This is a genomic window from Streptomyces sp. NPDC050743, from assembly GCF_044456925.1.
Classification (GTDB): domain Bacteria; phylum Actinomycetota; class Actinomycetes; order Streptomycetales; family Streptomycetaceae; genus Streptomyces.
On sequence record NZ_JBITGJ010000001.1, the window covers coordinates 75372 to 88946 of the forward strand.

The following is a 13575-nucleotide window of genomic DNA, read 5'->3' on the forward strand; positions in this document are numbered from 1 at the left end:
TGGGGAGGGAACGGAACATGAGTGACGTGGGCTTCGCGCGCGACGAGGTGAGGCGCGCCCGGTACGCCGTGGCGGCCGTGTTCGCCGTGCACGGCGCCGTGACCGGCACGTTCGCCACCCGGGTGCCGTGGGTCCAGGACCACGCCTCGCTCAGCGCGGGCCAGTTGGGGTTCGCACTGGCCTTCACGGCGTTCGGCGCCTCGTGCGCGATGCCGCTGGCGGGCCGGATCAGCCACCGCTTCGGCAGCCGTACGGCACTGCGCGGCCTGATCGCGCTGTGGACGCTGTCGCTGGTCCTGCCGTCCCTCGCGCCGAACCTGTACACCCTGTGCCTGGCGATGTTCACCTACGGCGCGAGCGCCGGCATGGCCGACGTGGCGATGAACGCGCTCGGCGTCGAGGTCGAGCGGCTGCTGGACAAGTCGATCATGTCGGGGCTGCACGGCATGTGGAGCGCGGGCGCCCTGATCGGCTCGGCGGCCGGCACGCTCGCCGCGCACCTCGGCTCGGACGCCCGCCTGCACTTCTCGCTCGCCGCGGCCGTGCTGACCGTGCTCGGACTGGTGGCCTGCACCTGGGTGCTGGACCTGCAGCCGGCCGAGGACGAGGAGCCGCCGCCGCGGTTCGCGCTGCCGCCGCGCTCGGCGCTGCTGATCGGCACGGTCGGCTTCTGCGCGGTGTTCGCGGAGGGCGCGAGCCTGGACTGGTCGGCGGTGTTCCTGCGGGACCGGCTGGACAGCTCGGCCGGCGTGGCCGCGGCCTGCACGACCGGCTTCATGCTGACGATGGCGGTGGCCCGGATCGCCGGGGACGCGGTGGTGAACCGGTTCGGCGCGGTCCGCACGGTCCGGGCCGGCGGCGTCCTGGCCGTCCTGGGCGGCCTGCTGATCGTGTTCGCGGGGTATCCGGCGGTGGCGATGGGCGGGTTCGCGCTGATGGGGCTCGGCATCGCGGTGGTCGTGCCGCTGTGCTTCGCGGCGGCCGGGCACGCCGGGCCCAACCCCAGCCAGGCCATCGCGGGCGTGGCGACGATCACCTACACCTCGGGCCTGGTCGCGCCGAGCCTGATCGGCGGGGTGGCCCAGGCGACCAGCCTGGTGGTGTCGTTCTGCGTGGTGACGGCGCTGGCGAGCGGGCTCGCGGTGTTCGCGGGCGTCCTGCGCAGCGCCGAGCGCGGCGGCCGGACCGAGGTCAGCCGGCCGGCCGCAGCAGTTCCCGACCCACGGCCCTGAAGGCGTCGGACCAGGGCGCCGGGCGCAGGGTCGTGGCGTCGAGCCGGACCAGCACCCGGGTGCCCTGGGCGTAGGTCCGCGTGCCGTCGGCCGAGCAGAGGCGGAAGCCGTAGGTCAGACCGGTGGTGCCGAGCCGGTCCAGCCAGAGGTGGACGGCGTAGGCGCCGGGGCTGGTCACGGGTGCCTCGTAGCTGATGCGCAGTTCGCGGACCGCGTTGCAGGCGTCGCCGGCCGCCTGCCAGTCGCCGTCGAAGCGGACGCCGTGCGCGTTCCACAGTTCGGTCCAGGCGCGCTCGACCAGCAGCGGGTAGCGGGCGTTGTGCAGGAGGCCGAGCGCGTCGAGGTCGTCGAAGTGCACGGTGACGGGGATCAGCCGGCCGTAGGAGACGACGGGCGCGATCGGGGCTTCGGCTGTCACGGGGGCGGGCTCCTGAACATCGCTGCTGGGACGGATCCATACTAAGCGACCGCTCAGGAGCCCTGGCCCAGGGCCGGTCAGCCCGCGATCGAGTCCAGCTGCTCGGCGGCGGGCCGCAGCGCCCACAGGTCTCCCCCGGGCGGCGCCTCCAGCCCGGTCACGGCCGCCTTCGCGGCGGTGTCCCCGGCGTCGGCGGCCGCGTGCACGACGTCGGTGGCCGCGTACCGGTGGAACTCCAGCTCGGGGTACGGCCACGCGGCGGCGCCGGTCGCGGCCGGCAGCAGGTAGTCGACCGCCTTGAACAGGCTCTGACCGTCCGGGCCCCGGTACGACCACAGGTTCACACCCACGTGCCGGCCGATGGCCGCGAGCCGGGTGTAGGCGACCAGGTCGAAGGTGGAGTAGTGCCAACTGCGGGTGCGGGCGAGCTCCTGCGGCTGGCTGCCGTCGCCCGCGATCTGCGGGTCGATGCGCCTGCCGCGCGCGTCGAGCACGGTCCGCCGGGCCAGGGCGGTGTCGCCGGTGACGTAGGCGAGGGCGGCGAGCTGCATATCGTAGAAGGTGCCGTGGTTGTTGGCGGCCGCGCCCTCCTGCTCGCCGAAGTCGCTGTTCTTCAGCCAGTTCAGGAAGTCGGCGTTCCACTTGCCCATCGCCGTACGGTCCCCGGCGCTCCAGCCGGGGGCGCCGGCGGCCAGGATCGCCTGGGCGTCGAGGACGCTGGTGTACGACTGGGAGAAGTCGATGATGCCGATGGCCCGGCCGTCGTACTTGCACGGGATGAACTGGGCGTGGTCCAGGTCGGGGTTCATCCGGGTGGCCGGGTCGAGGAACCAGGTGCGCAGGATCTGCGCGGCCTTCTCGGCGTAGACGCGCTTGCCGGTGTAGTACCAGGCGAGCGCGAGGTCGTACGCCGAGTCGAAGACCTTCTCGGCGTCCTGCCGGTCCGTTCCGCTGTCGACCTCCGGGTTGCGCTGCCCGTCGCGCTGGACGTACGGGCAGCCCCAGGGGTTGTCGGCGGTGGGGGTGGTCGTGGGCCACCAGTAGGGGGCCTGGCTCAGGTACTCGTGGACGTCGCCGCCGGGTGCGGGTCTCGGCTTGTCGACGACCGTCCAGGGGCCCTGGTCCAGCCAGGTGTCGGCGCGGGTGGTCAGGTCCCGCAGCGCGTGCTGGAGTCGGGGGTCGTGGTCCAGGCCGGCGCGGGTCCGCAGGAGGCGGTCGCCGTCGAGGACGGCGGTCCTCGGGGCCCTCGGCGCGGAGTGCGCGGAGGGGGCGGCGGGGGCGGACGCCGCGTGCGCGGACGGGACGAGCACGGCCCCGAACGTCACCACCGCGGCCAGCAGCGCGGCCGCACGGGATCTTCCACTCATCGGGCACTCCGATCTGTCTTCGATCAGCGTGGGTCAGATATATGAACCATGTTCATGAGTAGGACCGTGCGAGCGTAGAACCGCTCGTTACCCGTGACAATGGTTCGGACCGTCTTCACGTACGTAAGAAAGCGAAACTGCACCATGGATCTCGGCGTGCGCTGGAAGCTGCACGGTGACGGGCGTACGCCCGCGCCCGGAGCGGTGGTACGCCCCGACGAACGGCTCTCCTGGCCGCGCACGGTGGGCCTGGGCGCCCAGCACGTGGTCGCGATGTTCGGCGCGTCCTTCGTGGCGCCCGTCCTGATGGGCCTCGACCCGAACCTGGCCATCATGATGTCGGGCGTGGCGACCGCGATCTTCCTGCTCGCCACCCGCGGCCGGGTGCCGAGCTATCTGGGCTGTTCCCTGTCGTTCGTGGGTGTGGCCGCCGTCATCCGCGCCCAGGGCGGCACGAGCGCCACGGTGACCGGCGCGGTGTTCGTCGTCGGTGTAGCGCTGTTCCTGGTGGGACTCGCGGTGCAGCGCTTCGGGGCGCGGATCATCCACGCGGCCATGCCGCCGGTCGTCACCGGCGCGGTCGTCATGCTGATCGGCTTCAACCTCGCCCCGGTGACCGCCTCCACCTACTGGCCGCAGGACCAGTGGACGGCCCTGCTGGTCATGCTGTTCACGGGGCTGGCCGTGGTCTGCCTGCGCGGCTTCTGGTCCCGTATCGCGATCTTCCTCGGGCTGGTCTTCGGCTACGGCATCTCCTGGGCCTTCGACCGGATCTTCGGCAAGATCCACTCCATGAGCCCCGGCGGCAAGGTCACCGACCACTGGCGCCTGGACCTCTCCGGCGTCGCCAAGGCCGACTGGATCGGCCTGCCGCACTTCCACGGGCCGTCCTTCCAGTGGTCGGCGATCCTGGTCGCGCTGCCGGTCGTCATCGCCCTCGTCGCGGAGAACGCGGGCCACGTCAAGGCGGTCGGCGAGATGACCGGCGATCCGCTGGACGACAGGCTCGGCACGGCGATCTCGGCGGACGGCGTCGGGTCCATGCTGTCCACCGCGGTGGGCGGCCCGCCGAACACCACCTACTCGGAGAACATCGGCGTGATGGCGGCGACCCGCGTCTACTCCACCGCCGCCTACTGGGCCGCGGCCGGCTTCGCCCTGCTCTTCGGCGTCTGCCCCAAGTTCGGCGCGGTCGTGGCCGCGGTCCCGGGCGGTGTCCTCGGGGGCATCACCGTGATCCTGTACGGCATGATCGGCCTGCTCGGCGCCCAGATCTGGCTGCACGGCAAGGTGGACCTGCGCAACCCGCTGAACCTGGTGCCGGCCGCCGCGGGCATCATCATCGGCGTCGGCAACGTCAGCCTCAAGTTCACCAGCACCTTCTCGCTCAGCGGCATCGCCCTCGGCACCCTGGTCGTCATCACCGGCTACCACGCGCTGCGTGCCTTCGCCCCGGCCCACCTGAAGACGCAGGAGCCGCTGCTGGACGAGGGCACCTCCGCCTACGACACGCAGGCCGAGGGCGAGGGGGCTCCGCCCGCCAAGTCGTAGGCGCACGACGGCGTGAACGTCCCGGCCGCGGGTCGGCGGCCGGGCCAGGGTCGCCACGGCGGTCCGTTACCCCGTTCCGGCGAAGCACCGGACCGGTCGGCCCGCCCCTCGGCCCAGGGCTGGGACCCTTCCCCCATGGCGCAGTTGGAACACCTCACCACTCCCGTCGACGCGGTCGTCTCCCGGATGCGCGTCCTCGACGCGACGCTGCCCGAGCGGGACGGCGTCGCCGTGTTCAACCGCGTGTACCTCACCGTCACCGAGGAGATCGACCGGCGCCTGGACGGCGGGGACTTCCCGGATCCACGGGCGGCGATCGCGCTGGACGTGCGGTTCGCCGAGCGCTATCTGGCGGCGGTCGACGCGGCGGCCGCGGACCGCCGTCCGCCCGCCTGCTGGCGCCCGCTGTTCCAGCTGCGCCGCCACCCCGGGGTGCGGCCGCTGCAATTCGCGCTGGCGGGCATCAACGCGCACATCGGGCACGACCTGGCGCTCGCCGTGGTGGACGCCTGCCGCACGCTCGGCTGCGAACCGCCCGAACTGGAGGACGAGTTCGACCGGGTGGGCGAGCTCCTCGTCGCGCTGGAGGAGCGCATCCGCGAGGATCTGATGCCGGGCCCCGATCTGCTGCAGATCGCCGACCCGCTCACCCATCTGCTGGGCTCCTGGAGCCTGGAGCGGGCCCGCGACGCGGCCTGGGTGGCGGCACGGACCCTGTGGACGCTGCGTCGCTGCGCCGACATGGCCGAGGAGTTCGCCGAACGGCTGGACACGGCGGTGGGGTTCGCGGGGCGGATGCTGCTGACGCCGCTCGCCGACTGAACCTGGCCGGATTCCGCCCCTGCGCGAGCCGTCCCCGGAACACCCCGGTGATCGCCGTACGTTGGCTGCGCGTATCCGATCCCATCACAGAGGAGCAGCGGTATGCCGACCCGCCTCGGACTGAGTCTTCCCCAGATGCGGCAGTACTCGATCGGCACGGACGTGCCCGCGGTGGCACGCGCCGCCGAACGGATCGGCTACGACAGCCTGTGGGTCTTCGAGCGCGCCCTGTTCCCGGAGCCCGCGACCCAGGGTCTGTACGGCGTCGAGGGCCTGCCCTGGCCCGACCAGTACCGGAACGTGGCGGACCCGCTGGTCACCCTCACCCTGGCCGCCGCGGCCACCGAGCGGGCGGAGCTGGGCTCCAGCGTCCTGGTGGCGCCGCTCCACGTGCCGTTCCAGCTCGCCAAGGCCCTGGCCTCGCTGGACGCGGCGAGCGGGGGCCGGGTCATCGCGGGCCTCGGCACCGGCTGGTCCCTGGACGAGTACGCGGCCTCGGCCGTACGGCCGTTCGAGGAGCGGGGCGCGGCCCTGGACGAGATCATCGCGGTGTGCCGGGCGGTGTGGGGTCCGGATCCGGTCGTGTACGAGGGCGAGTCGACCAGGATCGCCTCCGCCGTGGTCGGGCCCAAGCCCGCCCGGCCGATCCCGATTCTGCTCGCCGCGAGCAACCGGCGGGCGTGGCGGCGGCTGGTGGACCACGCCGACGGATGGCTGCCGGTGGGCATGGGCGCCGACCAGGTGGCCGCGCAGTGGCGCCGGTTGCAAGAGCTGGCCGAGGAGCGGGGACGCACCGAGCCGATCCGGACGGTCCTGCGGGTGAACACCAGCCACCTGCCCAAGGCGTACGAGGGCGCGGACCGCCAGCCGTTCCAGGGCAGCGTGGACCAGATCGTCGAGGACCTGGTGGAGCACGCGCGGATCGGCCTGGACGAGATCCTCATCGATCTCCAGGGCAGCGCCCGGGACGCGCGGGAACTGACGGACGTCGCCGCGGAGGTGTTTGAAAAGGCGCGGGCGGCCGGAGTCTGAGGCCGGCCGCCCGCGCCTTGGTCCTTGCTCGCTGCTCTGGTCAGTCCTCGGGCAGCTCCACCGGGGCGATCTCGTCGTACACGTCACCCGGACCGGGGTTGGCCGGGTCGGTCTCGCCGCCGAAGTGGTGCATGACGCCCCAGACCGCGTTCAGCGCGGTCTGGACGGCGCCCTCGGCCCAGCCGGCCGTCCAGGAGATGTCGTCGCCGGCGAGGAAGATGCCCCGCTTGTCCTCGGGCAGCCGGTCCTGCATGAAGTGGGTGAACAGGCGCCGCTGGTAGCGGTAGTGGCCGGGCAGGTTGGCCTTGAACGCGCCCATGAAGTAGGGCTCGTTCTCCCAGGAGACCGTCACCGGGTTGCCGATGATGTGCTTCCTGATGTCGACCTTCGGGTAGATCTCGCCGAGCGACTTCAGCATGACCTCCATCCGCTCGTTCGCGGACAGCGGCAGCCACTTCAGGCTGTCGTCGCACCAGGTGTAGGAGAGGCAGATGACGGCGGGCTGGTCCGGGCCGTTGTCGAGGAGGTAGGTGCCGCGGGTCATACGGTCGGTGAGCGTCATCGACATGACGTCCCGGCCGGTCGGATTTCCCCTGTCGTCGACAGCCTTGTCCAGCCAGAACGGCCGGTCCACGGGCACGAAGAGCTTGCTGGACTCCATGTAGTGGGTGCGCTCGATCGCCGTCCAGTGGTCGATCGGGAACAGCGAGTCGTCACAGGCGATCTTGGACAGCAGCATCCAGGACTGGGCGGTGAAGATCGCCGCCTTGTAGGTGCGGATGTCGCCGTTCGCGTCCGTCACGGTGATCTGGTTGCCCGCGGTGCGGTGCAGCCGGGTCACGGCCGGGCGCGGCTCGCCGTCCACGTGCAGGGACTTCAGCGAGGTGCCGTACGGCCAGTGGACGATCTTCTCCGGCTCGCGCTCCCACAGGCGCAGCGGCAGCTGCTGGGAGCCGCCGACGATACCGCGGTGGTGGTCGTCGGCCTCGGTGTAGACGACGCGCAGGATCTCCAGGATGGAGTTCGGGAAGTCGGTGTCCCAGCCGCCGGTGCCGAAGCCGACCTGGCCGAAGATCTCGCGGTGCCGGAAGGACTTGAAGGCCTCGGAGTCGCAGAGGAAGCCGTAGAAGGTCTGGTTGTCGAGCTTCTCGACCAGCTTGGCCCAGATCTCGCGGATGCGCGGGACGTCCCGCTCGCGCATGGCGCGGTTCATGTCGGAGAAGTCGGCGCCCTCGTCGAGGCACTTGTTCCAGGCCTCGGCGACGTCACGGTAGACCTGGGGCAGGTCGTCGATGGTCTCGGCGTAGTGCGACTCGCCCTTGAGGTCGACGACGGTCGAGGGGGTGGCCTCGGCCAGCGGGTTCGGGAAGGGCCTGGTCTCCAGGCCCACCATGTCGATGTAGTGCTGGAGGGCGGTGGAGGACGGCGGGAAGCGCATCGCGCCCATCTCGGCGGTCAGCGACTCGTCGCAGCCCTCGAAGCCGACCGTGCGCAGCCGGCCGCCGATCTGGTCGGCCTCGTAGACGACGGGCTTGAGGCCCATCTTCATCAGCTCGTAGGCGGCCACGATGCCGGACAGGCCGCCGCCGATGATCGCGACCTCGGTGCCGTGCTCGGTCGCGGGTATCTGGCCGAGGCCCGCCGGGTGGGCGAGGAAGTCGTCGTAGGCGTAGGGGAAGTCCGGGCCGAACATGGTGATCGGCGGCTGCTGCTCGTCGGTGTGCTCGACGGCGTTGGGCACCGTGGACGTCATGGGGTACGGACTCCTTGCGCGTGGTGAAACAGGGGGGAGGCTTTTGGGGCGGCGGCTCAGCCGAGCGACCCGTACAGACCGGGGCGGCGGTCCTGCAGATACGGGTTGGCCTCGCGGGAGGCGGCCAGGAAGGCGGGGTCGGCGTCGGCGACCACCAGCTGCTCGGCGCGGCCGGCGCGGGTGCGGGCGACACCGTCGGGACCGGCGAGGACGGAGAGGCCGACGAACTCGAACTCCCCTTCCTGGCCGACCCGGTTGACGTACGCGACGTACATCTGGTTCTCCCAGGCGCGCACCGGCACCAGGGACTCGGCGACGAACTGGAAGGGGTGCATCTGCGCGGTCGGGACGACGAGGAGGTCGGTTCCGGCCAGGGCGTGGGCGCGGACGTTCTCCGGGAACTCGACGTCGTAGCAGATCATCAGGCCGACGGTGAGGCCGTTCAGCTCGGCCTGGACGACCGGCTGCTCGCCCGGCGTGAAGTGGTCGCGCTCGAAGCAGCCGAAGAGGTGGGTCTTGCGGTAGTTCGCGAGCCGGGTGCCGTCGGCGGAGATCAGCTGGGCGGAATTATGGACGGTCTCTCCGTCGCGCTCCGGGTAGCCGTAGACGATCGCCAGACCGTGCCGGTGGGCCAGCTCGGCGATCGCGTCCGCGCTGTCGCCGTCGGCGGGCTCGGCGAGGCGGGCGATGTCGTCGCCGATCGCGTACCCGGTCAGGAACATCTCCGGCGCGGCGAGCAGCGCGGCGCCCGCGGCGGCGGCACGGCCCGCGGCCTCGTCGAGGACCTTGAGGTTCTCGGCGACCGAGCCGGGGCGGCCGGAGCTCTGGAGCAGGGCGGTGCGCATGCGGGTCCTCACCGGAAAGTGGCTTTTGGGGCGGGCCTCGACGTTTTTGGGGGCCAGGAAGAAGGTACGGTCGGCGCGCTCGGCCGGACAAGAAGGAGCCGTTGCGCGCCCGTGCGCGGTTCATTGCGTGGAATGCGGGTCGGGCGGCGATTCGTTGCGCGCCCCCGTGTCCGGTTCCCGTCCTCCCCCAGGCGCAGGTCCCGGCCGGGGCGCCCGCCGGATGGCGGAGGTGGGTGCCCGCCGGCACGGCCGGGGGCCTGGGCCAGGGCCAAGGCCGACAGCCGGGTGACCGGCGGCGAGGTCGCCGTCGTCTCCGGGGTGATCACCGCCTCCGACCTGCCTGGGCGAGGAACAGGCGGGGCGGTGTCACGGTCCACGACCTCGGCCGGTACGAACGGCTCGGCTACAACTGGTCGGGGGTCGGAGGTCCGGCTACTTGCCGGTGCCGACCGGGTCGACGGTGACGGCGGGGCCGCTGCCGTCGGAGACCGGCACGTTGATGCTGACGGGCAGCGTGCGGGAGTGGGTCTCGTTCGGCGGGGTCACGACGAGGCCGGTGAAGGTCTCGCCGCTGCCGCCGGAGTTGTTCGGCGGGTAGTGCAGGGTGAAGCGGGTCTCCTCGCCGGGCTTGACGCTGGCCAGCGGCGCGGCGAGCTTGCTCCGCTGTGCGCTGACGGTGCCGTCCTTGCTCTTGAGGTCGGCGCCGGGGAAGCCCTTGAGGCTGCAGGTGGCGGAGCCGGTGTTCTTCAGGTTGACGATGAGGGTGCCCTCGGCCATGCCGCCGGAGGTGCTGAACGCGAGCTGGGACGTGGTGCAGGCGGACGCCATGGCGCCGCCCGTCCGGGACGCGGTGGGGGCGCCCTTGCCGCCGGACGCACCGCTGCCGTCGGAGCCCTGGGAGGTGGAGCTCTGGGAAGAGGTGGAGCTCTGGGAATCGGAGCCCTGGGAAGTGGAGCTCTGCGAGCTCGGCGAGGAGGAGTCGCCCGCGCCGGACGAGCTCGTGTCACCGCCCTGGCAGGCGGTGAGCGACAGGCCTGCGACGGCGGCGACGGCGAGCAGCGAGAGCTTCTGGACGCGCATGGTTCCCCTTCGGCGGTACGGGTTCGGCGGTGCGGGTGACGTGCTGACCCATGAGACAGCGACCGCGGTGGGCGCGTTCCGATCGGCACCGCTCTCGTACTCGGCTGTGACAAACGGCTAGATCTCCCGCAGCCGTCGCACGATCTCCCGCAGCAGCCCCGGATCGGTGGCCGGGCCGCCGGCCGGGTGGCGGCGGGGCTCGTCGATGCGGATCAGACCCGCCTCGGCCAGGTCGCCGAGCAGGACCCGCAGGACGGTCAGGGGCAGGTCGGCGTCCGCGGCCAGCTCCACCACGGGACGCGCGCCGCGCCGGATCAGGTCGAGCAGGGCGGCGCGGGCATGGTCGACGTCCGGTCCCGGAGCGTCGGCGTCCAGCGCGGTGACCCGGGACATCAGGTCGATGGCGTGCGCGCTCGCGGGCCGGGTGCGGCCCCGGGTCACCGTGTAGGGGCGCACCATCGACCCGGTCTCGTCCTCGTACCAGTGCTCGTCGCTCACCGCTGGATCATTCGGGGGTGCGGGCGGCCGCGTCCAGGTGGCGGCCGAGGCGGCGGACGAGCAGAGCCATCTCGTGGGCGAGCTGGCCGACGTCGGTGCCGGCCTCGCTGAGGACGGCCAGCCGGCTGCCGTGCCCGGCCGGGGTGATGAAGAGGTAGGCGTCCTCCAGCATCACCATGGTCTGCCGCACCTCGCCCGCGGCGAACCGCTCCCCGGCGGAGCGGGCCAGGCCGTGGAAGCCGGAACAGACGGCGGCCAGATGCTCGACCTCCCGCCGGCGCATCCCGTCCGAGCTGCTGAGCGGGAGACCGTCGGCGGTCAGCAGCACGGCCTGCCGGACATGGCCGGTGCGTGCCACGAGGTCGTCCAGCAGCCAGCCCAGGTCCGTGCCGGGCGCTCCCGCGGGCGGGTCCTGCGGCTCCGGGGTCTGGTCGTCACCGTTCATGATCGGTGTCGGTCCCTTCGTCGGCGTGGCTGGTCAGGGTGTCGGGGTCGGCGTGCCGGGCCGTCGCGTCGGCCGGCGCTTCTTCCGCGGCCGGCAGGCCCTTGCGGCCTCGGTCGAGGCCGCGCTGAAAGGCTCCGAAGATCGCCCGCATCTCCTCGGCGTCGACCTCCCGCCCGGGTGCCGTGTCCGGCGCGGGCGGGTCCTCCCTCAGCTCCCGGGCGAGCGAGGCCTGGCGGACCCGGGTCGGCAGGGCGGGGGCCTCCTGGTCGGGAGCCGGGGTGTGTGCCAGTTCCCGTTCCCGCCCGGCGGACGGCTCCGGGGCGACGGCACTCCCCGGTTCGCCGGAAGACCGGACCCCGGGCCGCCTCCGCGTGGGCAGCACATCCGCGCCGGGAACGGAACCGGCCCGCTTGCCCGACGGCGGCTCGGCCGCATCCGCCGACGCCTCGGGCCGGCCCCTAGCCGGCAGCTCCCGTACGGTTGCGAGGCCGTCGGCGCGCCCGTGCGCGGGCGTCCGGCCCACTGAGGCGCCCGCCCCAGGCCGGGTGTCTCCATGCCGCGCGTCCCCGGGGGCGGCGGGCTCCACCTCCGCCAGCACTCCCTCCGGCAACAGCACCACCGCCGTCGTGCCGCCGTACGGCGAGTCGCCGAGGCTCACCTCGATGCCGTGGCGGGCGGCGAGGCGGCCGACGACGTAGAGGCCGAGGCGGTCGTGGCGGGTGGGGTCGAAGGCGTCGGGGTCGGTGAGGGTGGCGTGGGCCCGGGAGCGGGCGTCGGCGTCGAGGCCGAGGCCCCGGTCGTCGATCTCCAGCACGAACCCGCTGCCGACCCGGCCGGTGCGCAGCGTGACCTGGGTGTGCGGGGGCGAGAAGACCGTGGCGTTCTCCAGGAGTTCGGCGATGAGATGGACGACGTCGGCCACCGCGTCCGCCGCCACGCCCACGTCCGGCATCGGCGGCACCACCACGCGCGCGTAGTCCTCGATCTCGCCGACGGCCGAGGCGACGACGTTCGCGATCGGCACGGGCCGGCGCCAGCGGCGGCCGGGCGCGGCGCCGGAGAGGATGATCAGGCTCTCCGCGTGCCGGCGCATGCGCGTGGTCAGGTGGTCGATGCGGAACAGCTCGCGCAGGACGTCGGGGTCGTCGGTGCGCCGTTCCAGGGTGTCGACGAGCTTCAGCTGGCGGTGCACCAGCGCCTGGTTGCGCCGTGCGATGTTGAGCAGCACCGCGAACAGGCCCCGGCGCAGCCCGGCCTGCCTGACGGCGGCGTCGACGGCGGCGAGCCGCGCGGTGTTGAAGGACCGGCCGACCTGCCCGATCTCGTCGTCGCGCACCTCGTCGGCGGCCAGCGGCGGCGCCTCCGCCGCCGCATCGACCTCCTCGCCGGCGCTCAGCCTCCGCATCACGTCGGGAAGCTGGCGCTGGGTCAGGACGTCGGCCGCGTCCCGCAGGGTCTCCAGGCGCCGCGAGATGCGCCGGGCACCGCGTACCGCGAACCACAGCGACAGTCCCACGGCGGCGAGCCCCACCACGCCGACGACGGCCGACTTGGTCAGCTCCCGGTAGGCGAAGGCCCGCCCACGTGCCGCGGAGTTCTCGGCGGACCGCGTGCACAGCTGCATGTACCGCTTCACCGCCCGGTCGGTGGTGGACCGCCAGGTGTCCGCCGCGACGGCCTCCCCGGCGCCCGCGGCGCCGGCCCGCAGCAGCGCGTCCTCGCCGCGCACCAGCGAGCCGTACAGGTCCCCGCGCTGGAAGTCCTCGAACAGCGCGCGCGAGTCGGCGGGCAGGTCCGGTACGTACGTCCGCTGGAACACCCGCCGGTCCTCGATGGTCGCCGTCAGCGTGTCGTACTGCTGATCGGTCAGCGTGCCGGCCGCCCGCGCCCCGGCGACCAGCGCGTCCTCCCGCGAGACGAACTCCCGCACCCGCACCAGCTCGATGACGACCTGGGCCTCGCGGGCGAGCTGTCCGGCCTGGAGGGCGGTGAGCGTGGACTGCACGTCGAAGCCGGGCTCGACCAGCGCGCTGTACTCCGCCACGGCCCGGTCCCAGGTGATGTGCCGGGACAGCACCCGCGAGCGCAGCCCGTCCAGCTTCCCCGTCGCCGCGTCCACGGTGTCCAGCGCCTGCCGCTGCCGGGCCGTGAGCCGGTCGCGGTCGCCGCCCCGGATCGCCTGCCGCATGGCGTCCACGGCCCGGTCGGTACGGCGTTGCTGTTCGAGCAGCCGACCGGCCGTCGCCGTGTCGAGGCGGGCACCCAGATAGGCGGCGGACATCCGGCGCTCGATCTGGATCTGCCCGATCGCGGTGTCCACGGGGGTGCCGAAGTCCTCGTACACCCCCTGGAGCCGGATCAGCCCGCGCAGTTCCGCGGTGACGGACACCATCGCGAAGCTCCACAGCGCCATCAGCGCGACGGCCGGGGCGAGCGCGAGCGCCACGATCCGCGCGCGGACGGTGGTGGGACGGCCGAGGGGCCAGCGCATGGAGTACCTGCCGAGGTTACCAGTCAGTAGGAAGTGCGGGA

At 72.8% G+C, this 13575-nt stretch carries 12 protein-coding genes; 4 read left to right on the top strand and 8 right to left on the bottom strand.

The window, feature by feature from the left end; all coding sequences use genetic code 11:
• Positions 1-17 precede the first annotated feature (17 nt).
• The gene (locus tag ACIBJF_RS00330) at positions 18-1232 is read left to right on the top strand and encodes an MFS transporter (protein ID WP_356307492.1); all 1215 of its coding nucleotides are present in this window, start codon (positions 18-20) and stop codon (positions 1230-1232) included.
• Here ACIBJF_RS00330 and ACIBJF_RS00335 read toward each other — a convergent pair.
• The gene (locus tag ACIBJF_RS00335; protein ID WP_399171418.1) at positions 1192-1650 is read right to left on the bottom strand and encodes an acyl-CoA thioesterase; all 459 of its coding nucleotides are present in this window, start codon (positions 1648-1650) and stop codon (positions 1192-1194) included. The two genes, ACIBJF_RS00330 and ACIBJF_RS00335, sit on opposite strands and share 41 nt — an antisense overlap.
• A gap of 77 nt (positions 1651-1727) precedes the next feature.
• A complete protein-coding gene (locus tag ACIBJF_RS00340) occupies positions 1728-3017 on the bottom strand; it encodes an alginate lyase family protein (protein ID WP_399171419.1) in 1290 nt (429 codons plus the stop codon).
• Between the two features lie 144 nt (positions 3018-3161).
• On the opposite strand from ACIBJF_RS00340, the gene ACIBJF_RS00345 reads away from it, so the two are divergent.
• From ACIBJF_RS00345 to ACIBJF_RS00355, 3 genes are all read left to right on the top strand, one after another.
• Positions 3162-4568 (top strand): uracil-xanthine permease family protein, encoded by a 1407-nt coding sequence (locus ACIBJF_RS00345; RefSeq protein ID WP_399171420.1) that lies wholly within the window; start codon positions 3162-3164, stop codon positions 4566-4568.
• A 135-nt stretch (positions 4569-4703) separates the two neighbouring features.
• Positions 4704-5390: a DUF5995 family protein gene (locus ACIBJF_RS00350; RefSeq protein ID WP_399171421.1), complete on the top strand. Its 687-nt coding sequence runs from the start codon at positions 4704-4706 to the stop codon at positions 5388-5390.
• Positions 5391-5492: 102 nt separating this feature from the next.
• Complete coding sequence (locus ACIBJF_RS00355) at positions 5493-6422, top strand: LLM class F420-dependent oxidoreductase (protein WP_399171422.1); 930 nt, start codon at positions 5493-5495, stop codon at positions 6420-6422.
• A gap of 40 nt (positions 6423-6462) precedes the next feature.
• On the opposite strand, the gene ACIBJF_RS00360 is transcribed toward ACIBJF_RS00355, so the two are convergent.
• The 6 genes from ACIBJF_RS00360 to ACIBJF_RS00385 all read right to left on the bottom strand — a co-directional run bounded on the left by ACIBJF_RS00360 (position 6463) and on the right by ACIBJF_RS00385 (position 13534).
• Complete coding sequence (locus tag ACIBJF_RS00360) at positions 6463-8175, bottom strand: flavin monoamine oxidase family protein (RefSeq protein WP_399171423.1); 1713 nt, start codon at positions 8173-8175, stop codon at positions 6463-6465.
• Between the two features lie 56 nt (positions 8176-8231).
• A complete protein-coding gene (locus ACIBJF_RS00365; RefSeq protein WP_399171424.1) occupies positions 8232-9020 on the bottom strand; it encodes a carbon-nitrogen hydrolase family protein in 789 nt (262 codons plus the stop codon).
• Positions 9021-9452: 432 nt separating this feature from the next.
• Positions 9453-10100, bottom strand: a complete 648-nt coding sequence (locus tag ACIBJF_RS00370; RefSeq protein ID WP_399171425.1) for a DUF4232 domain-containing protein — start codon at positions 10098-10100, stop codon at positions 9453-9455.
• A 117-nt stretch (positions 10101-10217) separates the two neighbouring features.
• Positions 10218-10598, bottom strand: coding sequence for a DUF742 domain-containing protein (locus ACIBJF_RS00375; RefSeq protein WP_399171426.1), 381 nt, complete (start codon positions 10596-10598; stop codon positions 10218-10220).
• A gap of 7 nt (positions 10599-10605) precedes the next feature.
• A complete protein-coding gene (locus ACIBJF_RS00380) occupies positions 10606-11043 on the bottom strand; it encodes a roadblock/LC7 domain-containing protein (RefSeq protein WP_399171427.1) in 438 nt (145 codons plus the stop codon).
• Positions 11033-13534, bottom strand: coding sequence for a nitrate- and nitrite sensing domain-containing protein (locus ACIBJF_RS00385; RefSeq protein ID WP_399171428.1), 2502 nt, complete (start codon positions 13532-13534; stop codon positions 11033-11035). The genes ACIBJF_RS00380 and ACIBJF_RS00385 overlap by 11 nt, the downstream gene beginning before the upstream one ends.
• Positions 13535-13575 lie beyond the last annotated feature (41 nt).

Bases quoted from the DNA above. Each gene is read 5' to 3' on its own strand.
- ACIBJF_RS00355 (WP_399171422.1), top strand. From the start codon at position 5,493: ATGCCGACCCGCCTCGGACTGAGTCTTCCCCAGATGCGGCAGTACTCG.
- ACIBJF_RS00330 (WP_356307492.1), top strand. From the start codon at position 18: ATGAGTGACGTGGGCTTCGCGCGCGACGAGGTGAGGCGCGCCCGGTAC.
- ACIBJF_RS00350 (WP_399171421.1), top strand. From the start codon at position 4,704: ATGGCGCAGTTGGAACACCTCACCACTCCCGTCGACGCGGTCGTCTCC.
- ACIBJF_RS00370 (WP_399171425.1), bottom strand. From the start codon at position 10,100: ATGCGCGTCCAGAAGCTCTCGCTGCTCGCCGTCGCCGCCGTCGCAGGC.
- ACIBJF_RS00365 (WP_399171424.1), bottom strand. From the start codon at position 9,020: ATGCGCACCGCCCTGCTCCAGAGCTCCGGCCGCCCCGGCTCGGTCGCC.
- ACIBJF_RS00380 (WP_399171427.1), bottom strand. From the start codon at position 11,043: ATGAACGGTGACGACCAGACCCCGGAGCCGCAGGACCCGCCCGCGGGA.
- ACIBJF_RS00340 (WP_399171419.1), bottom strand. From the start codon at position 3,017: ATGAGTGGAAGATCCCGTGCGGCCGCGCTGCTGGCCGCGGTGGTGACG.
- ACIBJF_RS00345 (WP_399171420.1), top strand. From the start codon at position 3,162: ATGGATCTCGGCGTGCGCTGGAAGCTGCACGGTGACGGGCGTACGCCC.
- ACIBJF_RS00360 (WP_399171423.1), bottom strand. From the start codon at position 8,175: ATGACGTCCACGGTGCCCAACGCCGTCGAGCACACCGACGAGCAGCAG.
- ACIBJF_RS00385 (WP_399171428.1), bottom strand. From the start codon at position 13,534: ATGCGCTGGCCCCTCGGCCGTCCCACCACCGTCCGCGCGCGGATCGTG.